Annotated in this window: 28 protein-coding genes; 26 read left to right on the top strand and 2 right to left on the bottom strand. The window is 61.8% G+C overall.

Translation table 11 applies throughout. The features are described from left to right. Window positions 1–38 precede the first annotated feature (38 nt). From BLR26_RS24165 to recX, 23 genes are all read left to right on the top strand, one after another. Window positions 39–365, top strand: a complete 327-nt coding sequence (locus BLR26_RS24165) for a GPW/gp25 family protein (RefSeq protein ID WP_093386612.1) — start codon at window positions 39–41, stop codon at window positions 363–365. Beyond that, window positions 362–1,342, top strand: a complete 981-nt coding sequence (locus BLR26_RS24160; RefSeq protein ID WP_093386607.1) for a baseplate assembly protein — start codon at window positions 362–364, stop codon at window positions 1,340–1,342. Before BLR26_RS24165 ends, BLR26_RS24160 begins: the two co-directional genes overlap by 4 nt. Next, entirely contained in the window at window positions 1,339–1,971 is a 633-nt protein-coding gene (locus BLR26_RS24155; RefSeq protein ID WP_093386602.1) for a phage tail protein I, read from the top strand. Before BLR26_RS24160 ends, BLR26_RS24155 begins: the two co-directional genes overlap by 4 nt. Next, window positions 1,968–2,654, top strand: a complete 687-nt coding sequence (locus BLR26_RS24150) for a phage tail-collar fiber domain-containing protein (protein ID WP_045193590.1) — start codon at window positions 1,968–1,970, stop codon at window positions 2,652–2,654. Before BLR26_RS24155 ends, BLR26_RS24150 begins: the two co-directional genes overlap by 4 nt. 5 nt (window positions 2,655–2,659) lie before the next feature. Continuing rightward, a complete protein-coding gene (locus BLR26_RS24145; protein WP_045193589.1) occupies window positions 2,660–3,394 on the top strand; it encodes a hypothetical protein in 735 nt (244 codons plus the stop codon). Between the two features lie 7 nt (window positions 3,395–3,401). Continuing rightward, entirely contained in the window at window positions 3,402–3,863 is a 462-nt protein-coding gene (locus BLR26_RS24140) for a hypothetical protein (protein ID WP_093386597.1), read from the top strand. Between the two features lie 73 nt (window positions 3,864–3,936). Further along, window positions 3,937–4,818: a baseplate assembly protein gene (locus BLR26_RS24135; RefSeq protein ID WP_045193587.1), complete on the top strand. Its 882-nt coding sequence runs from the start codon at window positions 3,937–3,939 to the stop codon at window positions 4,816–4,818. A 1-nt stretch (window position 4,819) separates the two neighbouring features. Continuing rightward, the gene (locus BLR26_RS24130) at window positions 4,820–5,425 is read left to right on the top strand and encodes a phage tail protein I (RefSeq protein ID WP_093386592.1); all 606 of its coding nucleotides are present in this window, start codon (window positions 4,820–4,822) and stop codon (window positions 5,423–5,425) included. Then, complete coding sequence (locus BLR26_RS27580) at window positions 5,422–7,125, top strand: phage tail-collar fiber domain-containing protein (protein WP_256326762.1); 1,704 nt, start codon at window positions 5,422–5,424, stop codon at window positions 7,123–7,125. Before BLR26_RS24130 ends, BLR26_RS27580 begins: the two co-directional genes overlap by 4 nt. Before the next feature lie 160 nt (window positions 7,126–7,285). Beyond that, window positions 7,286–8,452 carry a phage tail sheath subtilisin-like domain-containing protein gene (locus BLR26_RS24120; RefSeq protein ID WP_093386587.1) on the top strand — a complete coding sequence of 389 codons (1,167 nt, stop codon included), beginning with the start codon at window positions 7,286–7,288 and terminating at the stop codon, window positions 8,450–8,452. Between the two features lie 12 nt (window positions 8,453–8,464). After that, window positions 8,465–8,974 carry a phage major tail tube protein gene (locus BLR26_RS24115; RefSeq protein WP_045193582.1) on the top strand — a complete coding sequence of 170 codons (510 nt, stop codon included), beginning with the start codon at window positions 8,465–8,467 and terminating at the stop codon, window positions 8,972–8,974. A 9-nt stretch (window positions 8,975–8,983) separates the two neighbouring features. Further along, the gene (locus BLR26_RS24110) at window positions 8,984–9,286 is read left to right on the top strand and encodes a phage tail assembly protein (RefSeq protein ID WP_045193580.1); all 303 of its coding nucleotides are present in this window, start codon (window positions 8,984–8,986) and stop codon (window positions 9,284–9,286) included. Between the two features lie 140 nt (window positions 9,287–9,426). Continuing rightward, on the top strand, window positions 9,427–11,997 hold the full coding sequence (locus BLR26_RS24105) for a phage tail tape measure protein (RefSeq protein ID WP_093386581.1): 2,571 nt from the start codon (window positions 9,427–9,429) through the stop codon (window positions 11,995–11,997). A 9-nt stretch (window positions 11,998–12,006) separates the two neighbouring features. Beyond that, window positions 12,007–12,852 carry a phage tail protein gene (locus tag BLR26_RS24100; RefSeq protein WP_093386576.1) on the top strand — a complete coding sequence of 282 codons (846 nt, stop codon included), beginning with the start codon at window positions 12,007–12,009 and terminating at the stop codon, window positions 12,850–12,852. Then, window positions 12,827–13,033: a tail protein X gene (locus BLR26_RS24095; protein WP_093386571.1), complete on the top strand. Its 207-nt coding sequence runs from the start codon at window positions 12,827–12,829 to the stop codon at window positions 13,031–13,033. Before BLR26_RS24100 ends, BLR26_RS24095 begins: the two co-directional genes overlap by 26 nt. Window positions 13,034–13,101: 68 nt before the next feature. Further along, complete coding sequence (locus BLR26_RS24090; protein WP_093386566.1) at window positions 13,102–14,154, top strand: phage late control D family protein; 1,053 nt, start codon at window positions 13,102–13,104, stop codon at window positions 14,152–14,154. 23 nt (window positions 14,155–14,177) lie between these two features. Further along, on the top strand, window positions 14,178–14,723 hold the full coding sequence (locus tag BLR26_RS24085; protein WP_045193573.1) for a glycoside hydrolase family 19 protein: 546 nt from the start codon (window positions 14,178–14,180) through the stop codon (window positions 14,721–14,723). Further along, window positions 14,720–15,220 (top strand): lysis system i-spanin subunit Rz, encoded by a 501-nt coding sequence (locus tag BLR26_RS24080; RefSeq protein WP_093386562.1) that lies wholly within the window; start codon window positions 14,720–14,722, stop codon window positions 15,218–15,220. Before BLR26_RS24085 ends, BLR26_RS24080 begins: the two co-directional genes overlap by 4 nt. A gap of 43 nt (window positions 15,221–15,263) precedes the next feature. Continuing rightward, window positions 15,264–16,565 carry a colicin-like pore-forming protein gene (locus BLR26_RS24075; protein ID WP_045193571.1) on the top strand — a complete coding sequence of 434 codons (1,302 nt, stop codon included), beginning with the start codon at window positions 15,264–15,266 and terminating at the stop codon, window positions 16,563–16,565. A gap of 27 nt (window positions 16,566–16,592) precedes the next feature. Continuing rightward, window positions 16,593–17,165, top strand: a complete 573-nt coding sequence (locus tag BLR26_RS24070) for a hypothetical protein (protein WP_093386557.1) — start codon at window positions 16,593–16,595, stop codon at window positions 17,163–17,165. A gap of 14 nt (window positions 17,166–17,179) precedes the next feature. Next, window positions 17,180–17,662, top strand: a complete 483-nt coding sequence (locus BLR26_RS24065; protein ID WP_093386552.1) for a CinA family protein — start codon at window positions 17,180–17,182, stop codon at window positions 17,660–17,662. A gap of 103 nt (window positions 17,663–17,765) precedes the next feature. Continuing rightward, window positions 17,766–18,833, top strand: a complete 1,068-nt coding sequence (gene recA / locus BLR26_RS24060) for a recombinase RecA (protein ID WP_093386547.1) — start codon at window positions 17,766–17,768, stop codon at window positions 18,831–18,833. Between the two features lie 8 nt (window positions 18,834–18,841). After that, window positions 18,842–19,309, top strand: a complete 468-nt coding sequence (gene recX / locus BLR26_RS24055; RefSeq protein ID WP_093386543.1) for a recombination regulator RecX — start codon at window positions 18,842–18,844, stop codon at window positions 19,307–19,309. Between the two features lie 4 nt (window positions 19,310–19,313). Here the strand turns inward: recX and BLR26_RS24050 are convergent, their stop codons facing one another. Beyond that, window positions 19,314–20,432: an LOG family protein gene (locus tag BLR26_RS24050; protein ID WP_045193566.1), complete on the bottom strand. Its 1,119-nt coding sequence runs from the start codon at window positions 20,430–20,432 to the stop codon at window positions 19,314–19,316. A 394-nt stretch (window positions 20,433–20,826) separates the two neighbouring features. On the opposite strand from BLR26_RS24050, the gene BLR26_RS24045 reads away from it, so the two are divergent. Beyond that, window positions 20,827–21,027, top strand: coding sequence for a hypothetical protein (locus BLR26_RS24045; protein ID WP_093386538.1), 201 nt, complete (start codon window positions 20,827–20,829; stop codon window positions 21,025–21,027). A gap of 5 nt (window positions 21,028–21,032) precedes the next feature. Here the strand turns inward: BLR26_RS24045 and BLR26_RS24040 are convergent, their stop codons facing one another. Continuing rightward, window positions 21,033–21,449, bottom strand: a complete 417-nt coding sequence (locus tag BLR26_RS24040; RefSeq protein ID WP_045193564.1) for a quorum-sensing-regulated virulence factor family protein — start codon at window positions 21,447–21,449, stop codon at window positions 21,033–21,035. 235 nt (window positions 21,450–21,684) lie between these two features. Between BLR26_RS24040 and BLR26_RS24035 the strand changes: the two genes are divergently transcribed. Next, window positions 21,685–22,395 carry a tRNA-uridine aminocarboxypropyltransferase gene (locus BLR26_RS24035; protein WP_045193563.1) on the top strand — a complete coding sequence of 237 codons (711 nt, stop codon included), beginning with the start codon at window positions 21,685–21,687 and terminating at the stop codon, window positions 22,393–22,395. 261 nt (window positions 22,396–22,656) lie between these two features. After that, a complete protein-coding gene (gene erdR, locus BLR26_RS24030; protein WP_093386534.1) occupies window positions 22,657–23,307 on the top strand; it encodes a response regulator transcription factor ErdR in 651 nt (216 codons plus the stop codon). Window positions 23,308–23,344: the final 37 nt, after the last annotated feature.

Below are 23,344 nucleotides of genomic sequence, written 5' to 3'. Positions count from 1 at the left end.
CCGCCCACTGCGGGCTTTTTTACGTCTGGAGAACATCAATGATCGGCATGGATCGCCGGAGCGGCCAACCGTTGTCCGGCATTGCACATTTACGCCAGTCCATCGAAGACATCCTCACCACGCCACTGGGCAGCCGGCGCATGCGCCCGGAGTACGGCAGCAAGCTACGCCGCTTCGTCGATTTGCCGGTCAACGAAGGCTGGAAGAGCGCGGTGCAGGCGGAGGTGGCGCGGGCGCTAGGCCGTTGGGAGCCACGCCTGAAGCTTGAGCGGGTCAGGGTCACGGCGGTGGTGGGCGGGCAGATCACGCTGCAGTTGACCGGGGTCTACCTGGCGCAACCGACCAGCCTGGAGGTGGTCGCATGATCGACCTTTCCTTGCTGCCGGCACCGGATGTACTGGAAACCCTAGAATTCGAAACGCTGTATCAGCAGGTGCTGGAGGATTTTCGCCTGCAGATGGGCGATCAATGGAGTGCGCTGCTGGAGTCCGATCCGGTGGTCAAGCTGCTGGAAGTGGCGGCTTATCACAAGCTGCTCGGCCGGGCCCGGATCAATGATGCGGCCAAGGCCAGCCTGCTGGCCTATGCCAAGGGCGCGGACCTGGACCATCGCGCGGCCGACTATGGCGTGCAGCGCCTGGTGATTACCCCTGCCGATCCCGATGCCGTGCCCCCCGTGGTGGCGGTGCTGGAGGGCGATAGCGAGTTGCGCTACCGCACCCGCTTGTCGCTTGAGGCTTTGTCGGTAGCCGGCAGTCGCGGCGCCTATGAATTTCACGGGCTTAGCGCCTCAGCCAATGTCGCCAGCGTGTCGGTGGATTCGCCAACCTTCACGGGGCTGTCGATCAGTGCCGCGTTGCAAGCGCAACTGCCGGCCGGCGCCATTGTCCTGGTGTGTGACTACAACGCCGGGCTGGACAAGCCCTTGCCGGGCGATGTTTCGCTGGCTGTGCTACCTCGCATTGACAGCCCGGTGCCGGGTAACGAACTGGTTGGCGCCGTGGAGGCTGCGCTTTCAGCTGAGGACGTGCGCCCGCTAACCGACCGGCCGCGCGTGCAGCTTGGCCAGCCGACCGAGTTCAGCGTGGTCGCGGCTCTGGAGCTGGAAGCCGGGCCGGATCCGCTGGTGGTCCAAGCCCAGGTTCGGGCCGCGCTGGAAGGCACCATCGCCCAGGCCCGGCAACTGCAAGGGCTGTTGCCGATTTCAGCCATCTACGCCGCACTGCATACCGCAGGCGTTCGGCGAGTGCGAATTACCCAGCCGACTGCGGATGTCATCAGCGACAAACGTCACTATCCAAGTTGTCGCAGCATCACCTTGAGCACCGAGGTGGTCGCATGAGCCTGCTGCCACAGAACTCCACAGCGCTTGAGCAAGCCTTATCGGTAGCCTGCGACCTGAACATCGATGCGCAGATCATCCACGGTGTGGCCGACTCGGCCCGCTGCCCGCCGAACTTTCTACCCTGGCTTGCCTGGGCGCTGAAGGTCGACGGTTGGGAGGCGGCAGAATCCGAAACGCAGCAACGTGAGCTGATTCACGAGGCGATTCCGGTGCACAAGACCAAGGGCACGGTGGGCGCGGTGCGTCGGGTGCTCAAGGCGGTGCGGGTCAATTCGCAATTCAGGGAGTGGCAGCAGATTCCCGGCGCCGCGCCTTACACCTTCGAGCTGACCGCCTGGGCCAACGACAACCGCCCGGGCGAGGGCTCGATTCTTTCGCCACAGCTCTACGCCCGGCTGCGTGCCCTGGTCGATGCGGCGAAAAACGAGCGCAGCCATTACCAGTTTCGCCTGGGCGCCGGCTTTGACGGCGGCCTGCGCCTGGCCAACGCCGCCAACCTCTATGCCCTGGTTCGGCGATCAGCCGAGGCCACGGGCGTTCCGATCAATGCGCAACAGGGCCTGCAGGTCGCCAACGCGGCGCGGGCCCGCATCGTCGTGCGCGGCACGATGGAGGCAGTACTATGAGTACACCCTTGCAACCTGTCATTACCAAGGCCGGCCTGGCCGCGATCTGGCGGGCCGACAACAGCGGCCTGGCGGCCGAAATCAGCCATGTGGTGCTGGGCACGTCGGGCTACACACCGAATGCCGAGCAAAAAAGCCTAAAAGCGCAAACCGCCAAGTATCCAATTTCCGGTGGCGAGCGCCTGGGCAATAGCCAGCTGCACCTCACCGCGGTGGCGGATGGAGATCGCGCTTTCTGGGTGCGTGAAGTCGGCTTTCTGCTCAGCGACGGCACCTTGCTGGCGGTGTGGTCACACCCGACTGAAGCCCTGGCCTACAAGCCTGCAGGAACTGACCTGCTGCTCGCCTACGACCTGTCACTGGCGGCCTTGCCGGCCAACAGCGTGACCATCGTCAGCGGTGCGACCGGGCTCAACCTGACCTTGGCGGCGCCGCTGGCGGCCCAGGCCTCGGCGTTGATTGCTGAGCAACTGCGCGGCTTGCAACAGCAGGACCGGCTGGATGATCAGGCCACGCGCCAGCGGATCGCAGGTGAGCAGATTGCCAACCTGATTGAACGTATGAAAGCGGCGGAGCAACGCCAGAGCACAGACCGCGATGGCCTGTTGAGCGCCACAGTGAGCAATGCAGCGGCGGTCATCGCACTGCAAAAACTCGTTATTGAAAACATGCACGGAGCATAAGACCGATGAGTCTTGAGACTGATGTTGCCAATCTGGTGACGAAAACCACTGATTTGATCAGTTACTTTAATGGCAAGAAGGCGGGGATTGATGCGGCGGTGGCGGCGGCTGTTGCGGCGGTGCCGGCTATTGCAAGAACGTTCTATGTTGACGGCACAGCAGGCGATGACCTGGCCTTGGGTACTCAAGCTGCACCGATGAAGACTATCTCAGCAGCTCTTTCAGCAACGCCGGAAGGCGGTGGCTGCGTAATCATTCTACTTAAGGATTACGTACTGTCCTCTCCGTTGGTAGTTCGCAATCGTAGGGTCACTATTCGTGGAGATGTTGATAGTGAATTAAGCCGTAAGCTTATTCTAAATGAATACATAACCTCTAATGGCCAACGCTCAATGGGCGGGTTTCAGCAAGTGGGCTCGGTATCGCTTGAGTTGGCCTACCTCACAGTAAGCTTGCCTGCGGGCGAGTCCTCCAGTACTCCGATCAATGCGTACTACTCGCTTACCTATGCTGGGAGCTTGGGGCCGGCGACGCTGGCAATTCGTTTGTTCAACATTGCTTTTGAGCTGCGTGGCACATTCGTGGGGAAAATAGTGGGGCCAAATGCCAGTACGGTAGTGTTTTCGGTAGCCAACACAGTTATCCCTACGGCGCTTGAGGGCTCTATTCTCCCGGGCGTACCAGCGGGTACCCCGCCTGGAAACCTGAGTTACTTGCTTACCAATTTACTCAAACTCTGAGGCTGACATGCAAGATCATAATCTTAACATCACATTCAATAACAGTAACTATGTGGGATATTCATTTGCGAGTTTGCCTATTGGGGCTGCCCGTCTTGTCGCTGCGCAGCAGATCGATGAAGCTGCTGACAACGCACGTACAGCCGCAGTTGGCAGTTCGTTGCGTGTAATTGAATATCAACTGGCTGAGGTTGAGGCAAAAGTCTTTTCTACTGCGTCTTTTAAAGGTGATGTGCCGCCTGCCGTTCTGGCTTGGAGCGACGCTGCCAATCTGACTCCACAAGCTGCGGCCGAAAGCATCCTCGCCGAAGCCCATGCCTGGAAAACCGCCCTCTACGCCATCCGCGCCGCCCGCCTGAAGGGCAAACAGTCCGCGCTCAAGGCCGGCAGCCATGAAGAAGCCGAAGCCATTGCCGATCAGGCCATTGCTGCCATTCGCGCAAGTGTGGTCGACGTCGGTAACGTCTGACACTTTGCCGCATGCTTTGAGCGCCCCGAACTTCGGGGCGTTTTCGTTTCTGCAGCACGCCGGAGGTGACGGCATGAGTAGTGTGGATCTTTCGGCGCTGCCCGCGCCGCAGGTTCTGGAAGACCTCGATTTCGAGGCGCTGTTCCAGGCTGACCTGGCGACCTTCCGGTTGCACATGGGCGACAACTGGGACGCTACAGTCGAAAGCGACCCGGTGAACAAACTGCTGGAAGTCGGCGCCTATCGCAAGCTGCTCAACCGCGCACGGGTCAACGATGCCGCCAAGGCGCTGATGCTGGCCTATGCGCAGGGCGCCGACCTTGATCAACTGGCGGCCAATGTACAGCTGCAGCGCCTGGTGGTGCAGGCACCCGACGCCAGCAGCGTGCCGCCAACGCCGCAAGTGCTTGAAGAAGACGACGCCCTGCGCGAGCGGGTGCAGCTGGTCTATGAGGGGCTGACCACTGCGGGCCCGCGCAACAGTTACATCCTGCATGCCCGCAACGCTTCCGGGCTGGTGGTCGATGCCACTGCCCAAAGCCCGTTGCCGGCCCAGGTGGTGGTGACGGTGCTGGCGCTCGAAGGCGATGGCAGTGCCCCGGCTGCGCTGTTGGACACCGTGCGGCTCAAGCTCAATGACGATGACGTGCGCCCGGTGGGTGACCGCCTGACGGTTCAGGGCGCACAAATTCTGCGTTACCGCATCGATGCCGTGGTGCACATGAGCGGCAACGGCCCGGAGATCGAAGCAACGCTTGCCGAGTGCAAACGCCGCCTGCAAGCCTGGATCAACCCGCGTCGGCGTCTGGGTGTCGAAGTGGCCCGCTCGGGCGTGGACGCCCAGTTGCACATCAACGGCGTCAGCCGGGTCGACCTGAACGACTGGACCGACATCCGCCCGACCCAGGCGCAAGCGGCCTGGTGCGAAGGGATCACCGTGACGCGGGGGAGCTGACATGGACAGTCTGCTGCCGCTCAACAGCACCGATCTCGAACAGGCCATCGAGGCTGCCGGGTTTGAAACCACCGACGTCCCCCTGCGCACGCTGTACAACCCCGACACCTGCCCGGCGCACCTGCTGCATCAGCTGGCTTGGGCCTGGTCGGTGGACCGCTGGGATGAAACCTGGCCGGAGGCAATCAAGCGCTCGGTGATCCGCTCGGCGTTCTACGTGCATGCCCATAAAGGCACCATTGGTGCGTTGCGCCGGGTAGTGGAGCCGCTGGGTTACCTGATCGAAGTGCAGGAGTGGTGGCAGACGGTACCGCAAGGTGTGCCGGGCACTTTTGCGCTGCAGGTCGGGGTATTGGAGAACGGAATCTCCGAAGCAATGTACCTGGAACTGACCCGCCTGATCGATGACGCCAAGCCGGTCAGTCGCCATCTGACGGGGCTGGCAATCACGCTCGCCAGCAGTGGCTATCTGCGCCTGGGAATAAGCCTTTCTGAAGGCGATGAAATCGACATTTATCCGCCGACCTCTCACGACATTGAAGTCAGCGGCAGCTATGGCCTTGTGGGCCGTGAACAGCAAATTGAAACCCTGGACGTGTACTCATGACTGACCAGACAAGCCAGTTCTTCGCCATCCTCACGGCGGTGGGCGAGGCCAAGCAGGCCAACGCCAACGCCTTGGGCGTGCCGTGGAGCTTTTCCCAAATGGGCGTTGGCGATGCCAACCTGACCGACCCGATCCCGTCGAGGGATCAGAAAAAACTCATCAACGAACGCCGAAGGGCGCCGCTCAACCAGGTCAAGGTTGACCCGGACAACAACAGCATCATCATCGCCGAGCAAGTGATACCGCCGGATGTGGGGGGCTGGTGGATTCGGGAAATCGGCCTGTATGACGCCGATGGTGACCTGGTTGCGGTGGCCAACTGTGCACCAAGCTTCAAGCCATTGCTCAGTCAAGGAACTGGCAAGACGCAGGTTGTGCGGCTCAACATCGTTATCACTAGTGCGGCAAACGTCGAACTGAAGATCGATCCTTCAGTAGTGTTGGCAACTCGTGAGTATGTTGATGCATCCCTACTCAACGTATTGCCTCGAAATCGTCCGGCAGGTACCTATACCAAGGTACAGATCAATGAACGCGGAGTTGTAGTGGCGGGTTCGAATCCGAGTAATCTGGCAGGATTCGGTATCACCGACGCGATGGCCAAGGATGCCGGTGGCTTGATGGCTTACGCTCCAGTCGTCGACGGCAAGATTCATCTCCTGCCTGGCAGTCAGTTCTTTTCTGCTGTGCCCCAAACGGCTGACCGCCCCTCTGGCATTGATTACGGTACAGGGGTACATATCAAGTTTCCGGACGGATTGACCGGGTTCGATCTGCTTTCCGGTACCAGTACGGAATGGTACGGCGTTCGTCAGTTTTCGGGGGCGGGAGCAGGCGCCTGGCGTGTGCTCTGGCACAGCGCAAACTTTGACCCGAGCAGCAAAGCTGACAAGTCTGCGTTGGTCGTTCCTGTCGTATCGGTGAATGTTTCCAAATCGCTCACTGCAGCAGAGTTGGGCTTGGTGCTGGTGGATGCAACAGCGTCATCGGTGACCCTGACTTTGCCGGCCGCCAATGCAACGCTCGGGGTTCGGGATGTAATGGTTCGCCGCATGGATGGGGCGCAAACCACGCTGATGATCAGGGCTGCGGGCGCTGACAAGATCAAGTTTCACACCCATTTGCGTTCTGAGGGGTATCAGTTCTTCCCGTTATTGGGGGCTGGCGATTTCTGGCATCTACGCAGCGATGGTTCGGGCAATTGGTACCCCATCAGCCGACTCGACGACTCACCTCTTGGCCGAGTTTTTATCGAGACTACGATAGTGCAGGCTCCAGGGGGCTATGGTGCCCCGGATGGAACTCTCTACAGTCGAGGAAGCTGGCCTTGGTTATGGGACTTCGCGCAGCAATCCGGAATGTTGGTAGCCGATAGTGCTCGGGCCGGGATGGAAGGATGCTGGACCACTGGCGACGGTAGCACGACCTTCCGTTGCCCTGACGTACGTGGTGAGCATCCCCGCTTCCTCGACTCTGGCCGGGGCATTGATGAGGGGCGGATACCGGGGAGTTGGGTGTCCGACCAGGTCAAGGCGCATAGCCATTCCTACAATGTTGCCTCGGCTAACACCGGCAGTGGGGGCACGCAGAATCCGATTCCTACCGATACTCCTGGGACCACCAAGCAGACAAATATGGTTGGTGGCGAGGAGAACCGCGTACGCACCATTGCGTTCCCTGCACGTATGAAACTGATTTAAGGCAATCCAGCCATCACCTTCCGTATGAAGGATCGTGCTCACCTGGCTGGTCAGCTTAACTCACCCCAAAAGCCCCGCACCGCCGGGGTTTTTTCCTACCCGCAACAAACCCTCTGAAGGCCCCGCACCGCGGGGCCTTCGCATTTCTGGAGACTTACCCATGAGTGGATTCTTCCACGGCGTTACCGTAACCAACGTCGACACCGGCGCACGTTCCATCGCGCTGCCTTCTTCCTCGATCATCGGCCTGGTCGATACCTTCACCGAAGGCCCGACTGCAACCGCCAAGGCCAACGACCTGGTACTGATCACCAGCGAGCGTGAAGCCATTGCCGCCTTCGGCGCCGACTCGGCTATCACCCGCGCCTGCCAGGCGATCTACAGCCGCGCCAAGGCGGTGATCGTCGCCTGCGGTGTGGCCAAGCTCGAAGAAGAGGCTGCGCAGACTTCGGCGATCATCGGCGGCGTGCTGGCCGACGGCAAACGCACCGGCCTGCAAGCACTGCTGGACGGCAAGAGCCGGTTCAACGCCCAGCCCCGCCTGCTGGTGACGCCAAAGCACAGCTCGACCCTGGCGGTCGGTACCGCGCTGGTGGCCCTGGCCGACAAGCTGCGCGGCCTGGCCATTATCGATGGCCCGAACACCACCGATGAAGCAGCCATCGCCTACGCCGAGAACTTCGGCGCCAAGCGTGCCTACCTGGTCGACCCGGGCGTGCAGTACTGGGACACCGGCAAAAGCGCCACCCTCGATGCGCCGGCGTCGGCCTGGGTTGCTGGCCTGTTTGCCTGGACCGACAGCGAGTATGGCTTCTGGGCCTCGCCATCGAACAAGGAGTTCGTTGGCATCACCGGCACCAGCCGCTCGATCGAGTACCTGGATGGCGACGCCACCTGCCGCGCCAACCTGCTCAACAACGCCAACATCACCACCGTGATCCGCGATGACGGCTTCCGCCTGTGGGGCAACCGTACCTTGAGCAGCGACCCGAAGTGGGCCTTTGTCACCCGCGTGCGGACCATGGACATCGTCATGGACGCGATCCTCTATGGCCACAAGTGGGCGGTCGATCGCTCGATCACCGCGACCTACGTCAAGGACGTGACCGAAGGCCTGCAGGCGTTCATGCGTGATCTGAAAGCCCAGGGCGCAATCATCAATTTCGAAGTGTTCGCCGATCCCGAGCTGAACACTGCCAGCCAGCTGGAGCAGGGCAAGGTCTACTGGAACATCCGTTTCACCGATGTGCCGCCCGCCGAGAACCCGAATTTCCGTGTCGAGGTCACCAACCAGTGGTTGACCGAAGTCCTCGACCAAGCCGTTTAAGGAGCAATAACCATGGCAATGATTCCCGAAACCCTGGCAAACCTGAACCTGTTCGTCGATGGCGTCAGCTTTCAAGGCGACGTGCCCAGCCTGACCCTGCCCAAGCTCACCCTGAAGATGGAGGAGCACCGTGCCGGCGGCATGGACATGGCGATCGAAATCGACCAGGGCATGGAAAAACAGGAGGCCGGCTTCGTCACCACCGGCGTGCGCCGTGAGTCGCTGAAGTTCTTCGGCCTGGCCGACGGCTCGGCTTTCAACGGCACCTTCCGCGGTGCCTTCAAGGGCCTCAAGGGCAAGGTCACCCCGGTCATCGTCACCCTGCGCGGCGCGCTCAAAGAAGTCGACATGGGCGACTGGAAGCCGGGCGACAAGGCCGAGATCAAGCACAACGTGGCCGTGACCTACTACAAGCTCGAAGTCGACGGCCGCCTGGTCTACGAAATCGATCCGCTGGGCATGAAGCGCGTCATCAACGGCGTCGACCAGCTCGCCGCCCAACGTTCGGCCCTGGGCCTGTAAGGAGGCGACATGACCCAAACCGCGAAAATGCCGAGCTGGCTGAATGTCAGTGCCGAACGCGTCGTCGTTCAACTGAGCAAAGCCAGTGAGGCCAATGGCATGCAGGTCGACAGCCTGTCACTGCGTGCACCGACCGTGCGCGACATCCGCACCGCCCAGTCGGCGGCCAGTGGCGATGACGAGCAGCGCGAGCTGAACCTCTTTGCCTCGCTGGCCGAGGTCGGGGTCAAGGACCTCGAGGGCCTGTCGCTCAAGGACTATGGCCGCCTGCAGGCGGGCTATTTTCGTCTGGTGCAAGACGACGAGCTTTGATCCCGGGCTGCAGAAAGCGGCGGCAAAACGGCTCGCCAAAGAGCTGAATTTTAGCGCCGGCGAAATCATGACCATGTCGTTCAACGACATGGTCTGGTGGCTCACGGATTGAGCAGATAGCCCATGCAAAGGGGGATCAGATGGCGAGCAAACTGGCGTTTGAGCTGGTAATCGGTGCCGCCGTCAACCCGACGGTAGGTACCGTTTTAAACGCGGTCGAAGACCGTATCAAAGACCTTGAGCAACGCGGCCGCAACGCTTCGCTGCTCAAGGACTCTGTTGGCGAGGCCATAAAGCTGCGTCAGCAATGGAAGCAGGCCCACGACAGCGGTTCGGCGTCAGCTGCAGGATTGCTGCGCAAGCTGGAGCGAAACCTCGACAGCTTGCGCGCCCAGGGCGTACAAGTCGGCAAACTGGGCAAGGAGTACCAGCGGCTGGGGCGCACGGCCAAGAGCGCCGAGTTGCAAGCCAGGGGGCACCAACAATTGGCCGAGGGCAAGGAAAGCCTGAAGTCAAATGTTGACCGCGCCACCACTGTCGTTCGCGCGGTGGCGATACCGACCAAGATCAGCGCGGATTTTCAATCGATCGTGCGCGATATCGCGATCAAGGCCGGGGTGGCTGGCAAACCGCAGGAAGCGCAGTTGGCCCGCACCTTCATCCAGACTTCGCAAACCACTGGCATGGCCCGCAACGACGTTGCCAACCTGGTCAAAAGCCTGGTGGACAATGGCATGCAAGCGGACAAGGCGCAGGCCTATGCACCACTGGCGGCCAAGTTCGCTGTCGGTCAGGGCGTGAGTGGCGCGGATACGGCAGCGATTATCACTGCATTGCAAAACAACGCTCGGATCACCGACCCCAAGATTATGGAGCAGGCGCTGCAGGTCCTTGCGGTGCAAAGCAAGGCCGGCGGCTTTGAAGCCGCCGACATGGCCAAGTCCTTTGCACCTTTGCTGGGGCAAATGGGCACCTTGGGGAGTACCGGTCTGGCTGCCGTCAGCCAGGTGGGGGCGATGTTGCAGGTTCAACGCAGCGCGACCGGTAATTCGGATGACGCTGCAGGAAATCTCAATAGCTGGATGTCAGGCATCTACTCCCAGGACACGGTATCGGCCTACGCCGACGCCGGCATTGATTATCAGGGATCGATGAACACCAGGCTGCAGAAGGGCATGTCGGCGCTGGAGTCGAGCTTTGACCTGGCCCGGCGGTACCTCGAAAGGACCAACCCGGAAAAGGCCAGAAAGATGGCTGCGGCCACTGAACAGATCAGCAAGGAGGCTGATCCGCAGGCTGCCAGGACCCTGCTCAACGCCCTGGAGCAAAGTTTGCGTACCGGCGATTCCTTTGCCGATGCACAAACCAGTGCTGCGTTGATGGCCTTTACCCAGAACCAGGCATTGTACAAGCAGATACGTGATGCCAAGCCCAAGGAAGGCGAAGGGCTTGACCATGATCTGCAAATGCGTCGGCAAACCTCGACGGTGATCTGGAACGAAGCATTCGGCGCACTCGATGATTCGCTGCGCAGCATCGGCGATGCCATCCGGCCGCTCACCGATACGACGGCCAAGGTCATCACTTCCGTTGCCCAGGCCTTCACCACGCTGACAGACAAGTCGCAATCGCTGGTGCTGGGTATCGCCCTTGTCGGTGGCGCCGTGTCGGTACTGCTCACGGCCTTGAGCGCGGTCAAGATTGGCCGGGGCGCGCTGAACATCGGTCGTGGTGTACTCAACGCAGGTGGGGCAGGAGGCCGTCCGCTCGAGGGTGGCCAAGGCAAGGCATCGGGATTGATGAAGATCGGTCTCAAGGTGCTGGGCGTAGAGACGCCGAACAATGCCCAAGGCGTTTTGGTTGTCAACGAGCCGCTGAACGTGTTCGTGGTCAATGCCGGTGACTTTCTCGGTGGTTCAGGAGGGCAGGGAGGCCGTCGCGGTCGCCGTGCGCCGCGTGACCAGAAGCGATCTGGGAGGAGGACCGGAAACAGGGTCAGCCTTGCAGGGTATTCGGGGCCACCCGCGCCGATACCCCTCAAGGGTTTCACTTCTCGGGGCGGTACTGCGAGCATGCTCGGGGCGGTGAGCAAGGCCGCTCCCCTGGCCAGGCGCTTGCCGGGCGGGTCTGTTATCGACGCTGGCTTGAGGATTGTTGACACGTATCGCAATGCGCGCACGACTGCACAGAAGGCCAGGGGTTATGGCAGCGCTGCCGGCGGCTTTGGCGGTGCACTGGCCGGCGCCGCTGCGGGTGCAGCCCTGGGCTCGGTGGTACCTGTACTGGGGACTGCCGTGGGTGGGGCAATTGGCGCAATGCTCGGAGGTATGGGCGGCGAAGACCTCGGTGGCTGGCTGGGCAAGCGCCTGTTCGGCGCTGGCGAAAAGCCTGTTCAGGTAGCTGGGAGCGATGCCAAAGAGGCATCGGCTGTCACTGTACCGGGTGAGGTCGTGCGTTCGCTGGCGGAGCCGTCATCTGCTGCACAAACGCTGTCCAGCCTCGCCAGTTCTACTGTGCAGATTCCGGCGCCGGCACCGCAGATCAATCAGCAGTTCACCTTCTCGCCGAACATGCCGATCACCGTCCAGGGCGGATTGAGCGATCCCGCGCAGCTCGCCATGAACGTCGAGGCCATTGTCCGGCGGCAGTTTGATGAACTGATCCGTCAATCCACCAGTCGTCAGCTGTACGACGTTCCTCATGTTGCTTAAGGAGGTGCCATGACCTACATGGACCAGTTGCAATCCGGGCTCGGCGCCCTGGTGGCAGCGGGCGAAGCAGGGCGGCGCAGCGCGGACGGAATGCTGGCGCCGGTCAAGGAGGCCGCCGCCGAGTTCGTCGGTGCCGCCGCCGAGCTCGAGGCGCTGCCCTTTGTCGGGCCCACCATTGGTGCCAAGCTGCAGCGCAGCTTGCGCGCGATCAACAAGGCCCAGGCCACTGTCGACCAGGCGCTGGCAAAATACGACCGGGCCGTGGCGGTGGTGGCGCAGGTGCGTGACGGCGTCGCCACGGTGAAGACCCAGATTGGCCGGGTCAGCGCCGCGATCAACCGGGTGGCGGGCAAGATCAGCCCGTCACTGGCCAATATCCTGCCGACCAGCAGCTTCGCCCCCGAAGCGACGCCGGCGGCAGAGGCGGTCAAGCCGTTCCCGCATTTGCTGATTGTGCAACCACTCAAGCCCGAATCACCCGCTTACTACTTCAACCTCGACACCGCCGCGTTCGATGAACTGCGCAGGCAGACGAGCTTCCGTTGGGCCGGGCAGGAGCGTCTGACGCGCAGCACCGCCCAGCAGGCAGTGGGCCTGGGTGACGAGAAAATCAGCATCAAAGGGGCGATCTTCCCAGGCTTCAAGGGCGGGCTTGGCCAGTTGCAGGCGCTGCGCAGTATCGGCCGGCAATTGCAGCCGCTAACCCTCACCAGCGGTTACGGCGAGGTCCTGGGCACCTGGTGCCTGACCGGCGTCGATGAAGACCAGAGCAATCTGCTTGCTGGCGGCATTCCGCGAAAACAAGGTTTCTCACTGGAGTTTGTGAGCTATGGCGACGACCTGCAGAACCGCTGAAGGCGATGTGCTCGACACCTTGTGCCAGCACTACTACGGCCACCTGAACGGCACAGTCGAGGCCGTGCTGGGCGCCAACCAGGGCCTGGCCGAACAGCCCCAGCCATTTCGTGCCGGGGTACAGATCCTGCTGCCGGCGTTACCCGCGGCGAGCGACGCTACGGTGCAGCTGTGGGATTGACGCTCGTCGACAACCGTTCTCACCAGACCCCGCCGCGTGCGGGGTCATTCATTTCTGGAGCCTGAACCATGCAGCCAGTGTTTCGTCTTGTTGCCGATGGCAAGGACATCACCGAACTGATCAACGACCGCTTGCTGTCCTTGCGCACCTCGGACAAGCCCGGAATGGAATCCGACGAGTTCGAGCTGCGCATCGACGACCGCGATGGTGCGGTGACGTTGCCGGCACGGGGGGCGATGATCGAGGTGCACCTGGGTTATGCCGGCCAGGTATTGACGCGCCTGGGGCGCTACACCGTGGATGAAATCGAGCTGTCCGGCCCCCCTGACAGCATCATCATCCGCGGCAAGGCCAGCGACATGCGCGGTACCGGCAAAAGCATTCGCAGCGGTAGCTGGGAGGACGTGCCGCTGCAGCAGATCGTGCGTGACATTGCCGCGCGCAATGGCTGGCAGCCGGTTTGCCCGGTGAGCACGCGGCTGCCCAGGGTTGACCAGCTCAACGAGTCGGATTTCAACTTCATCACCCGCCTGGCCAGGCAATACGACTGCACGGCCAAGATCGGCGACGGCAAGTTGCTGGTGCTGTCGCGTCAGGCCGGCCACAGCGCCAGCGGGCAGGCCCTGGGCGTGGTGACCATCAACCGTCGCGATGTCAGTCGCTGGCAGATTCGCCTGGCGGACAAGGGCACGCACAAGGCTGTGCAAACCCGTCACCAGGATCCCAAAAGCGGCGAGCTGAAGACTGTCGAGCTGGCTAACGATGCCTCGCCCGCTGGGCTGCAGCCGGTGCACAGCGACCGTCATGTTTACCCCAACAAGGCTGCTGCCGAGCAGGCTGCCAAGGCACGCCTGGCAGCGTTCAACCGCAGCACTGCCAGTGTGCGCCTGGAAATGGCCGGGCGCACCGACCTGTTTGCCGAGCGCCTGATCCTCACCCAGGGTTTCAAGGACGGGCTGGATGGTGAGTACCTGATCGAGTCGGTCGAACACACCTTCAGCTCCAGTGGCTGGGCGACGTCGGTCGACTGCAACGGCGGCAACAAAGGCAAAGCCAAGGCCAGGGGCAAGCAGGCCAAAAGCCGGCCAGGGCTGCGCACGGTCCAGTTGCAGCCCCTTTGAACCCCAAGGATGAGGAACCCCATATGACCCTGGAGCAACTTGCTGCCGTGTTCCCCAACGCCCGCCTGAATGCGGGCGTTTTTCTACCTGCACTGAACCTGGCCATGGCCCGCTGGGACATCGACACCCCACGGCGCCAGGCGGCTTTTCTCGCCCAGGTCGGCCATGAGTCCGGCCAGTTGCGCTACGTCAAAGAGCTGGGCAACGACCGTTACCTGGCGCGCTACGACACCGGCACCCTGGCCCTGCGCCTGGGCAATAGTCCCGAGGCCGATGGCGACGGCCAGCTGTACTGCGGCCGCGGCCTGATCCAGGTCACCGGGCGCAACAATTACCGGGCCTGCAGCATGGCCCTGTTTGGCGATGAGCGTTTGCTCAAGCAACCGCAACTGCTCGAACAGCCACAATGGGCAGCCGAGTCGGCGGCCTGGTTCTGGCACTCGCGCGGCCTCAACCAGCTGGCTGACCGCGGCGAGTTCAACCGTATCACCCGGCATATCAATGGCGGGCTCAACGGCCTGGAAGATCGCCTGCGGCTCTGGGCGCGGGCCCGAGAGGTGCTGTGTTGAGCCGCCTGCAGCTTGGGGCGTGGCTGCTATTGACGCTGCTGGCCTGTGCGCTGAGTTGGCAAGTCCAGAGTTGGCGCATGGGCCGGCAGTTGGCGGAGCAAGCGGCGCAGCACGAGCGCGAGTGGCAAGCCCAGGCTGAATCCGCTGCCGCGCAACTGGTCGCCGAGCGCCTGCAACGCCAGGGGCTGGCGCAGCGCCTGGCGGTCAGCGAACAACACCATTATCAGGAGCTACTCGATGCTCAACAGACTCAGGCACGCCTGCGTGATCGCCTGGCTACTGCTGATGTGCGGCTGTCGGTCCTGGTCGAGCGCGACGCCTCCGGTTGCGCCGGCCTGCCTGCCGCCCCCGGCACCGGCAGCGTGGATCATGACCCCGTACGCGCCCGACTTGAGCCGGCGCATGCGCAACGAATTATCGCCATCACCGACGACGGTGACCGCGGACTGATCGCCTTGCGCGCGTGCCAGGCGTACGTGCGCGGGCTGGTGCGCTGAGCGCACATTTATTTAATTACGTTTTAACGAAAAGGACTTTGTAATGGGTGAAAAAAATATTGTTGTCGATCGTGGGATCCCACCCGGCAACAGCGATAGCGGTGCCGGTAGTGGTGGGATGCTCGGCGGCTTCTGGGGCAGTGGCAACATCAGCTCGGTGGTCGGTTCGGTGTCGGTATCGATCGATGGCGTCACCAGAACCGGCGGTCCGGCGTTCAGTGGCGCGATGGTGTTCAACTCCACCGTCGTCGAATCGGTGTTGTCCGGGAATGGCTGGCCCAGTATCGATGCCTACTACGATGTTGGCGTCGGGGTCTGGGGCATTCTTCCCTATCAGATCCTCGAGGTGCGCGACGAGATTCGCGGCAGCTTCGTGGTCAAGGAGAGGAACCTGCCGGCTACGCTCGACGCCGAGCAAAAAGCCGCTGAAGCCGCTGCTGGCAGTGACGCTGCCCTGAGCCAGGCGCAAAAACTCGAACGCTCCATCGGGGTGGTGAAGGCGATGATGGCCAAGCGCGATGAGCTGATCAAGTTCAACCGCCTGCGCCTGTCCACCTCGCCGGGCAGCGAGCTGCTCGAGCGCAACATCGACAGGATGGTCGCCGAGCTGAAAACCCTCGACGACGACCACATTCCGCCGGCCATCGACCAGGTAATGGACGTGCTCAGCGCAGGTCTGAGCCTGCATGTCGACCTCAGTGCCAATGCCATGCTGCAGGAAAAGCTCGACAAGCTGCAGGCGCAAGCGCGCGAGGCGGCGGAGCAGGAGGCTTACAAAAGTGCGTTGGCCTTTGCCAGTGATGTCGGCAAGGAGGTCTCCAGCCGCTTCGGCACACAGATGGGCAAGGCTGCGGAACAACTGAAGGAAGGCATTTCTGGCAAGACGGTGAAAAGTTACGACCAAGCCATGCAGGCGTTTGAAAAGCTCACGCGCAACCCGGGCTTCAAAATGAACCAGAAGGACACTGCTGCCATTGCCCAGGCCCTCAACGCCCTGGATGTGGCAACCTACGCCGACAACTTCCAGCGCCTGGGCAAAGCCTTTGGGGTTACCGGCAAGATGGTCCAGGCGACGACCCTGGCGCAGAAGGCGGCGAGCGGCTTCAGCAGCGGTGAATGGAAGCCGTTTTTGCTCGAGCTTGAAAGCATCGCCGTGGGCACACTGGTGGGCGCTGGCGCCGGTGCCCTGCTGGGGGCAGGCCTGGCACTGGTGCTGGCACCCGGTTTGGCCGCCGGTGCAGGTATCATTGCCACCGGAGTGATTCTGGCTGCGGTTTCGTCTTACATCGATGCGCAGGCCATGGAGTCGTTCAACCAGCTGGTGCTCGATACCGTAGCACCCTGACGAGCAAAACAGAGGGCGGGTGAAAGGATGAACGTGGCGAAAGGACGCGAGCAGCAGGGGGCTTACCTGCATATTCCCTACGTGCTCATTGCTGTCAGCCTGCTGCCGATCGTCCTGCTCGCCTGGCAGGTTCCTGCCCAGGCCCAGGAGGGGGGCTACTTTGAGCTCGAACGCTTTCTCGACGGTTGCCTGCTGGGCCGGGTGGGGGGCTGGTCGTCGCTGTTCCCGCTGACGGCCAAGGCCATCGGCAACTACATTGCCGTGGCTGCGCCGGTTTTCTCCGTGTGGATCACGGTCTGCATCATGAGACGATCGCGGCTGCAGCCCGAGGCCCCGCCCCGGGTTTCAATCGCAAAATATGCCTTGATCGCTTTGGGCTGTGTGCTGCTGGATGCTTTTCTGGTCTACCAGAACTATTTTACCTACACCGATTTTGCCACCCACTCGCGCAAATTTCGCTTTTTCGGGCAGAGCGTGGTGTTGTTTCCGTTTGTCGCGATGTTGTCACTGCTGGCGTTCTACGTGATGACATTTTTCAGTTACAACCTGCTGTTTCGCTTCCCCCGTGAAGTATTGGCGCGGCGCAAGCAACTGCACTGAACAAGGAGCTTGGCATGGACCCGATCACAGCACTGTCTGCCCGCCTGGGCGAGCACCTGCGCCGTTTCAACGCCCAGGTAAGCACTGCCGAGTCTTGCACCGGCGGCGGCATCGCCGAGGCCATAACGCGCATTCCCGGCAGCTCGGCCTGGTTCGAGGCCGGGTACGTGACCTACTCCAACTGCCAGAAGAGCCGCCAGCTGGCGGTGCCCGAGGGGTTGTTCGCGCAAGTCGGGGCGGTCAGCCAGGAAGTGGTCGAGGCCATGGTCCGTGGCGCCCAGGCGGCCAGCGGCGCGCGGTTTGCCGTGGCGGTCAGCGGCGTGGCCGGGCCCGACGGTGGCTCGCCGGCAAAACCGGTGGGTACCGTATGGCTAGCCTGGGCCGATGGCAGCCATGTCAGCAGCGAGCGCCGGCACTTCGATGGCGACCGGGATGCGGTGCGCCGACAAACGGTAATCGCCGCGCTAGAGGGCTTGTTACACCTTGGTGCAGAGTAAATCGCACATCGGGGGTAGGCGGGAACAAAACCCTGTGGAATAATACTGGCTACTTATACAGGTGTTCTGGCCGTCAGGCCCTATCGATTACGTGAGGACTTCAATGGACGACAACAAGAAGCGCGCCTTGGCTGCGGCCCTGGGGCAAATCGAGCGTCAATTCGGTAAAGGCGCGGTCATGCGCATGGGCGACCACGAGCGCCAGGCGATTCCGGCCATTTCCACCGGCTCCCTGGGCCTGGACATTGCCCTGGGCATTGGCGGTCTGCCAAAAGGTCGTATCGTCGAAATCTACGGCCCTGAGTCGTCGGGTAAAACCACCCTGACCCTGTCGGTGATTGCCCAGGCACAGAAAGCCGGCGCTACCTGTGCCTTCGTCGACGCCGAGCACGCCTTGGACCCGGAATACGCCGGCAAGCTGGGCGTCAATGTCGACGACCTGCTGGTCTCGCAGCCGGATACCGGTGAACAGGCCTTGGAAATCACCGACATGCTGGTGCGCTCCAACGCCGTTGACGTGATCATCGTCGACTCCGTGGCGGCGCTGGTACCCAAGGCCGAGATCGAAGGCGAAATGGGTGACATGCACGTGGGCCTGCAGGCTCGCCTGATGTCCCAGGCGCTGCGTAAAATCACCGGTAACATCAAGAACGCCAACTGCCTGGTGATCTTCATCAACCAGATCCGCATGAAGATCGGCGTGATGTTCGGCAGCCCGGAAACCACCACCGGTGGTAACGCGCTGAAGTTCTACGCTTCGGTCCGTCTCGACATCCGCCGTACCGGCGCGGTGAAGGAAGGCGACGAAGTCGTTGGTAGCGAAACCCGGGTCAAAATCGTCAAGAACAAGGTGGCGCCGCCATTCCGTCAGGCTGAATTCCAGATCCTCTACGGCAAGGGCATCTACCGCAACGGCGAGATCATAGACCTCGGCGTGCTGCACGGCTTCCTGGAAAAATCCGGTGCCTGGTACAGCTACCAGGGCAGCAAGATCGGTCAGGGCAAGGCCAACTCGGCCAAGTTCCTCCAGGAGAACCCGGAAATCGCCGCGACGCTCGAGAAGCAGATCCGCGACAAGCTGCTCAATGCCGGCGCCGTTGAAGCGGCTGGCAAGGCTGCAGCGGTTAACGCCGAGCCTGAAGACGAAACCGAAGCTGAAGCCGGCTACTGATCGCACCCATGTCCGCCGTACTCGATACCCCCGTCGCCGTAAGGCGGACAGCCATGGACCTGCTCGCACGTCGCGAGCACGGTCGAGTCGAGCTGACGCGCAAGTTGCGTCAGCGCGGCGCCCCCGCCGAATTGATTGACCAGGAACTCGACCGTTTGACGGAAGAGGGCCTGCTCAGCGAAGCCCGTTACCTGGAAAGTTTCATTAGCTACCGTTCACGCTCGGGCTACGGCCCTGCGCGTATTCGTGAGGAGCTGGGCCAGCGCGGGCTGCACCGCGGTGACATCGACCAGGCACTGCGTGAATGCGGGGTGGACTGGTCGGCGCTGTTGCAGGATGTCTGGCAGCGCAAGTTTGCCGGTCATTTGCCTATCGATCCGCGCAGCCGCGCCCAGCAAACCCGTTTTCTGGTTTACCGTGGTTTTTCCATGGAATCGGTCGGCCGCCTGTTGAGCGGCCGAGGGCTGGACGACTGACGGCTCAGGTGACTTTCAATGCTTCCCGTGCCCGCTGGGTAGTGTGCATGGGCTCTGGCTTGGCCCAGTTCTCCGACAGGTTGATGAAGTCGACCAACTCGCGCAGGCGCCCCTGATCGCGCCCGTTGAAGGCGAAGGCCAGGCGGGTCAAATGACTGAAGCGCGCCTCGTCATGCTGTTCGCCGCCATAGGCGTGCTGATGGAAATTGCCGCTCAGGCGCAAGTCCGCAAATCCCTCCTGCAAGTCAAACAGCGCGGCTTCACTAAGCGGATGCTGCATGCGAATCACAAACTGGTTCTTCAGCCAGCGGCTGGAGTGGTAGTTGCTATAGAACTGGTTGATTTCTTCCACTGCCTCGTCGGCGCTGTACACCAGGCGCAGCAGTTTCATGTCGCTGGGCAGGATGTAGCGGTTCTCTTCCAGTTGGCGAGTAATAAAGTTCAGCGCCTCCTGCCAGAAGCTGCCGCCGGGCGAGTCCAGTAGCACCACTGGCACCAGCGGGCTTTTGCCGGTCTGGATCAGGGTCAGTACTTCCAGTGCTTCATCCAGGGTGCCGAAGCCGCCCGGGCACAGCACCAGGGCATCGGCTTCCTTGACGAAGAACAGCTTGCGAATGAAGAAGAAGTGGAACGGCAGCAACTTGTCGGTGCCGTCCACCGTGGGGTTTGCGTGTTGCTCGAACGGCAGAGTGATGTTGAAGCCCAGGCTGTGTTCCACCCCGGCGCCTTCATGGGCGGCAGCCATGATCCCGCCACCGGCGCCGGTGATGACCATCAGGTCGGAACGGGCCAGAGTCGCCCCCAGTTCCCGGGCCAGGGCATACATCGGGTGTTCGATCGGCGTGCGGGCCGAGCCAAACACCGTAACCTTGCGTCGGCCTTTGTACTGTTCGAGGGTACGAAAGGCGTGATCGAGTTCGCGCAGGGCCTGCAGGGTAATCTTGGCGTTCCAGCGGTTGCGGTCGTCATGGGCCATGCGCAGGACGGTCAGCATCATGTCGCGGTACAGCGGCAGGTTGGGGCTGTTGGGCGCAACCAGGTTCAGTTGTTCTTCGATCTTGCTCAGGTCGATTCCATTGTTGCTGAAGTGACTCGATAGCAGTTCATTCGGTTGGTAAGGCATTCAAGCGTCTCCTTCTGCAGCAAAACCTCTGACCGGGCGGCAATGGGCTGCCCGGCCGCGACACTGCATGTGTCGCTGGCTGCCGTGGCTCGAGTGTGACCCCCGAGCATTGCAGTAGACCTGCAAGGTCTCAGTGCAGTGGTAATGGGTCCATACAACTTATTGTTCTTCATGGCTTCGGGTGCAGCGCAAGGCATCCATGGGCAACCCCCTTTGCTTGCCCAAAAATTACAGGGTGGTTGCTATCAATCTAGACCCTGGCGCGTGTTTATGCCGAATGATCCGCGCAGTATCGCGCCGCAGTGGAACCGCTCGTCAGCTGGGATCCAATCATTGTGAGGGTCTGGTTAACTGAAGCTCAGAGCGAGTCAGCGCGATGCAGGGAGGCTGCAGCATGCAACGGCTTAACCTTGAGCTCGACGAGCAGCTATTCCAGTTGCTTCAGAGCGCGGCGCAGGCCAACAACCTGAGCCTTGAACAGGAGTGCCTGCGACGGCTGGGGGGAGGGGAGCGGCACTCGCGGTACATCCAGGCCCTGGTGGCCGAACTGCGCGCCGATGAAAAACAGCGGCGCGACAGGGAGCGGGTTGCCTAAGGCCGTTACTTCTTGAGCTTCAGGCCGCAGCTGGCGGCGTTGAAGGCCTGTTCGCTGACCGGGCGGTTGGTCTTGTACTCGGTGAAGCGATAGGTCAGCACCGCGCCTTTTTCCATCAGCAGGCGATAACCGGTGTTCTTGCACACGCTGTCACCCAGTTGGCTGCGTACCCGGTTGGGGTCGGCCTGCATCTTTTGCGCATGGCTTGGCAGCACGCTCAGGTGGTTGATCAGTTGCTTGCCTTCGACGGTGTAGCCCTGGTCGAGGATGTCTTCGTTGATCGCCCGCGGCGTGCCGACGCTGCTTTGCGTGGCAACTTTTTGCAGCATCCGGCTCAGCTCGTACTCCTGCTTGGACGCGGCATTGGCCGCCAGGGGCAGGGCGAGCAACAGGCTCAGGGACGGGACGATGAAACGCAGCATGAATCTCTCCTGGTTCGGTAACTGGCAATTGGACCAACAACGGCGCACGGTGTTCCGTCACGGCGCAACGGCAAGGCCAGCGGGTAGCGACAGGTGGAAGATTATAAGGAGTCGCTGCTTTAGCTGCACGGCAAATCCAGTCTACCCGTAGGCAGGCTCTGATAAACTGCCCGGGATTTCCGTCTTGCCGAGTCCGTGCAGTGCCATCCCTTTATTGCCCACGTTGTGCCCAGTCATGAGCCATGCCGTATCGCGCCTGCGCGCCGAGCGCCTGGCGCGCAGTGTCAAACCCTTCGTTGCCCGTGGTTCGCGGGCGCCGCGCTGCCCGCAGTGCCGGGTGATCCCCAGTTATTGCCTGTGCGCCTGGCGCCCGCAAGTACCGGCTGATTCGGGCATCTGCCTGCTGATGCATGACACCGAGCCACTCAAGCCGACCAACACCGGCTGGCTGATCGCCGACCTGATCGCCGACACCTCGGCCTTTGGCTGGCAGCGTACGGCGGTCGACGAGACTTTGCTGGCCTTGCTCGAGCAGCCGCACTGGCAGCCGTATATTGTTTTCCCTGGCGAGTTCGTCGAGCCAGGGCGGGTGGTCAACGAGGTGCAGCGGGTACCGGGCAAGCGCCCGCTGTTCATCCTGCTGGACGCCACCTGGACCGAAGCGCGCAAGATGTTTCGCAAAAGCCCGTACTTGAACCGCTTCCCGGTCCTGAGCCTGCAGCCCGAGCAGATTTCGCGCTACCGCCTGCGTCGCTCCAAGCGCGACGATCACTTCTGCACCGCCGAAGTGGCCGCCATGTGCCTGGAGCTGGCCGGTGATCAACGTGCAGCCGAGGCACTGGATGCCTACCTGGACGTGTTCACCACCCATTACCTGAGTGCCAAGCATCAACTGCCACTGGATGAGCAGGACACCGTGCACCAGCGTTTGCATACCTTCCTATAGTACAAGGGGCAGGCGCGGCACTTTGCGGCATAATGGGCAGATTGGTGGCCAGGGTGGGCGAGCAGGGCGGGTATTGAGCTTGACCACCCGGTCCTGGCTCGGCATCCTTGGCGCCGATTCGAGCACGACGATGGCTTGAAACGCTGTTTTTCCTGGCCTCGATGTGCCGTTTGGGCAGACGGCGTTGCCGTCGCCTCGAGTTGCCCGCCAGGCGCCTATTCTTCCTTTCCTGCGCCTGCACAGAACAGGATCATTAGATCGATGGCCACATACGAAATCCTGATTGCCGATGACCACCCGCTATTTCGCAGCGCACTGCGCCAGGCCGTTACCCTGGGCCTGGGCCCGGATGTACGCCTGGTCGAGGTGGCAAGCATCGCCGAACTGGAAACCCGCCTGACCGAAAAAGCCGACTGGGACCTGGTGCTGCTGGACCTGAACATGCCGGGCGCCTACGGCTTCTCCGGGCTGGTGTTGCTGCGCGGGCAGTACCCGCAGATTCCGGTGGTGATGGTCTCGGCTCAGGAAGAAGCCGCGGTCGTGGTCAAGTCCCGCGAATTCGGCGCCAGTGGCTTCATTCCCAAATCAAGCCCGTTGGAAGTGATTCAGGACGCAGTGCAGAAGGTTCTCGATGGCGAGGTCTGGTGGCCGCCGCAGGCGTTCGAAAAAGTCGATGTGTCCGCTGAGGCCAAGGCCGCCAGTGAAGGGCTTGCCAGCCTGACGCCGCAACAGTTCCGGGTTTTGACCATGGTCTGCGAAGGGCTGCTGAACAAGCAGATTGCCTACGAACTGAGCGTGTCGGAAGCGACCATCAAGGCCCATGTGACGGCGATTTTCCGTAAGCTGGGCGTGCGGACCCGGACCCAGGCCGCTTTGTTGCTGCAACAACTGGAATCGGTTTCGGCCACTTAAGGCCATTGGCCTTCACGCTTTTTTGACTGTACCTACA

The sequence above is a fragment of the Pseudomonas sp. UC 17F4 genome, assembly GCF_900101695.1.
Classification (GTDB): Bacteria; Pseudomonadota; Gammaproteobacteria; order Pseudomonadales; family Pseudomonadaceae; genus Aquipseudomonas.
Note: the sequence above shows the minus strand (reverse complement) of the source record. Positions and strands in the feature narration are given on the sequence as shown.

Coding starts and splice junctions, on each gene's coding strand:
- BLR26_RS24165 (WP_093386612.1), top strand. CDS start 39: ATGATCGGCATGGATCGCCGGAGCGGCCAACCGTTGTCCGGCATTGCA.
- BLR26_RS24160 (WP_093386607.1), top strand. CDS start 362: ATGATCGACCTTTCCTTGCTGCCGGCACCGGATGTACTGGAAACCCTA.
- BLR26_RS24155 (WP_093386602.1), top strand. CDS start 1,339: ATGAGCCTGCTGCCACAGAACTCCACAGCGCTTGAGCAAGCCTTATCG.
- BLR26_RS24150 (WP_045193590.1), top strand. CDS start 1,968: ATGAGTACACCCTTGCAACCTGTCATTACCAAGGCCGGCCTGGCCGCG.
- BLR26_RS24145 (WP_045193589.1), top strand. CDS start 2,660: ATGAGTCTTGAGACTGATGTTGCCAATCTGGTGACGAAAACCACTGAT.
- BLR26_RS24140 (WP_093386597.1), top strand. CDS start 3,402: ATGCAAGATCATAATCTTAACATCACATTCAATAACAGTAACTATGTG.
- BLR26_RS24135 (WP_045193587.1), top strand. CDS start 3,937: ATGAGTAGTGTGGATCTTTCGGCGCTGCCCGCGCCGCAGGTTCTGGAA.
- BLR26_RS24130 (WP_093386592.1), top strand. CDS start 4,820: ATGGACAGTCTGCTGCCGCTCAACAGCACCGATCTCGAACAGGCCATC.
- BLR26_RS27580 (WP_256326762.1), top strand. CDS start 5,422: ATGACTGACCAGACAAGCCAGTTCTTCGCCATCCTCACGGCGGTGGGC.
- BLR26_RS24120 (WP_093386587.1), top strand. CDS start 7,286: ATGAGTGGATTCTTCCACGGCGTTACCGTAACCAACGTCGACACCGGC.
- BLR26_RS24115 (WP_045193582.1), top strand. CDS start 8,465: ATGGCAATGATTCCCGAAACCCTGGCAAACCTGAACCTGTTCGTCGAT.
- BLR26_RS24110 (WP_045193580.1), top strand. CDS start 8,984: ATGACCCAAACCGCGAAAATGCCGAGCTGGCTGAATGTCAGTGCCGAA.
- BLR26_RS24105 (WP_093386581.1), top strand. CDS start 9,427: ATGGCGAGCAAACTGGCGTTTGAGCTGGTAATCGGTGCCGCCGTCAAC.
- BLR26_RS24100 (WP_093386576.1), top strand. CDS start 12,007: ATGACCTACATGGACCAGTTGCAATCCGGGCTCGGCGCCCTGGTGGCA.
- BLR26_RS24095 (WP_093386571.1), top strand. CDS start 12,827: ATGGCGACGACCTGCAGAACCGCTGAAGGCGATGTGCTCGACACCTTG.
- BLR26_RS24090 (WP_093386566.1), top strand. CDS start 13,102: ATGCAGCCAGTGTTTCGTCTTGTTGCCGATGGCAAGGACATCACCGAA.
- BLR26_RS24085 (WP_045193573.1), top strand. CDS start 14,178: ATGACCCTGGAGCAACTTGCTGCCGTGTTCCCCAACGCCCGCCTGAAT.
- BLR26_RS24075 (WP_045193571.1), top strand. CDS start 15,264: ATGGGTGAAAAAAATATTGTTGTCGATCGTGGGATCCCACCCGGCAAC.
- BLR26_RS24070 (WP_093386557.1), top strand. CDS start 16,593: ATGAACGTGGCGAAAGGACGCGAGCAGCAGGGGGCTTACCTGCATATT.
- BLR26_RS24065 (WP_093386552.1), top strand. CDS start 17,180: ATGGACCCGATCACAGCACTGTCTGCCCGCCTGGGCGAGCACCTGCGC.
- recA (WP_093386547.1), top strand. CDS start 17,766: ATGGACGACAACAAGAAGCGCGCCTTGGCTGCGGCCCTGGGGCAAATC.
- recX (WP_093386543.1), top strand. CDS start 18,842: ATGTCCGCCGTACTCGATACCCCCGTCGCCGTAAGGCGGACAGCCATG.
- BLR26_RS24050 (WP_045193566.1), bottom strand. CDS start 20,432: ATGCCTTACCAACCGAATGAACTGCTATCGAGTCACTTCAGCAACAAT.
- BLR26_RS24045 (WP_093386538.1), top strand. CDS start 20,827: ATGCAACGGCTTAACCTTGAGCTCGACGAGCAGCTATTCCAGTTGCTT.
- BLR26_RS24040 (WP_045193564.1), bottom strand. CDS start 21,449: ATGCTGCGTTTCATCGTCCCGTCCCTGAGCCTGTTGCTCGCCCTGCCC.
- BLR26_RS24035 (WP_045193563.1), top strand. CDS start 21,685: ATGAGCCATGCCGTATCGCGCCTGCGCGCCGAGCGCCTGGCGCGCAGT.
- erdR (WP_093386534.1), top strand. CDS start 22,657: ATGGCCACATACGAAATCCTGATTGCCGATGACCACCCGCTATTTCGC.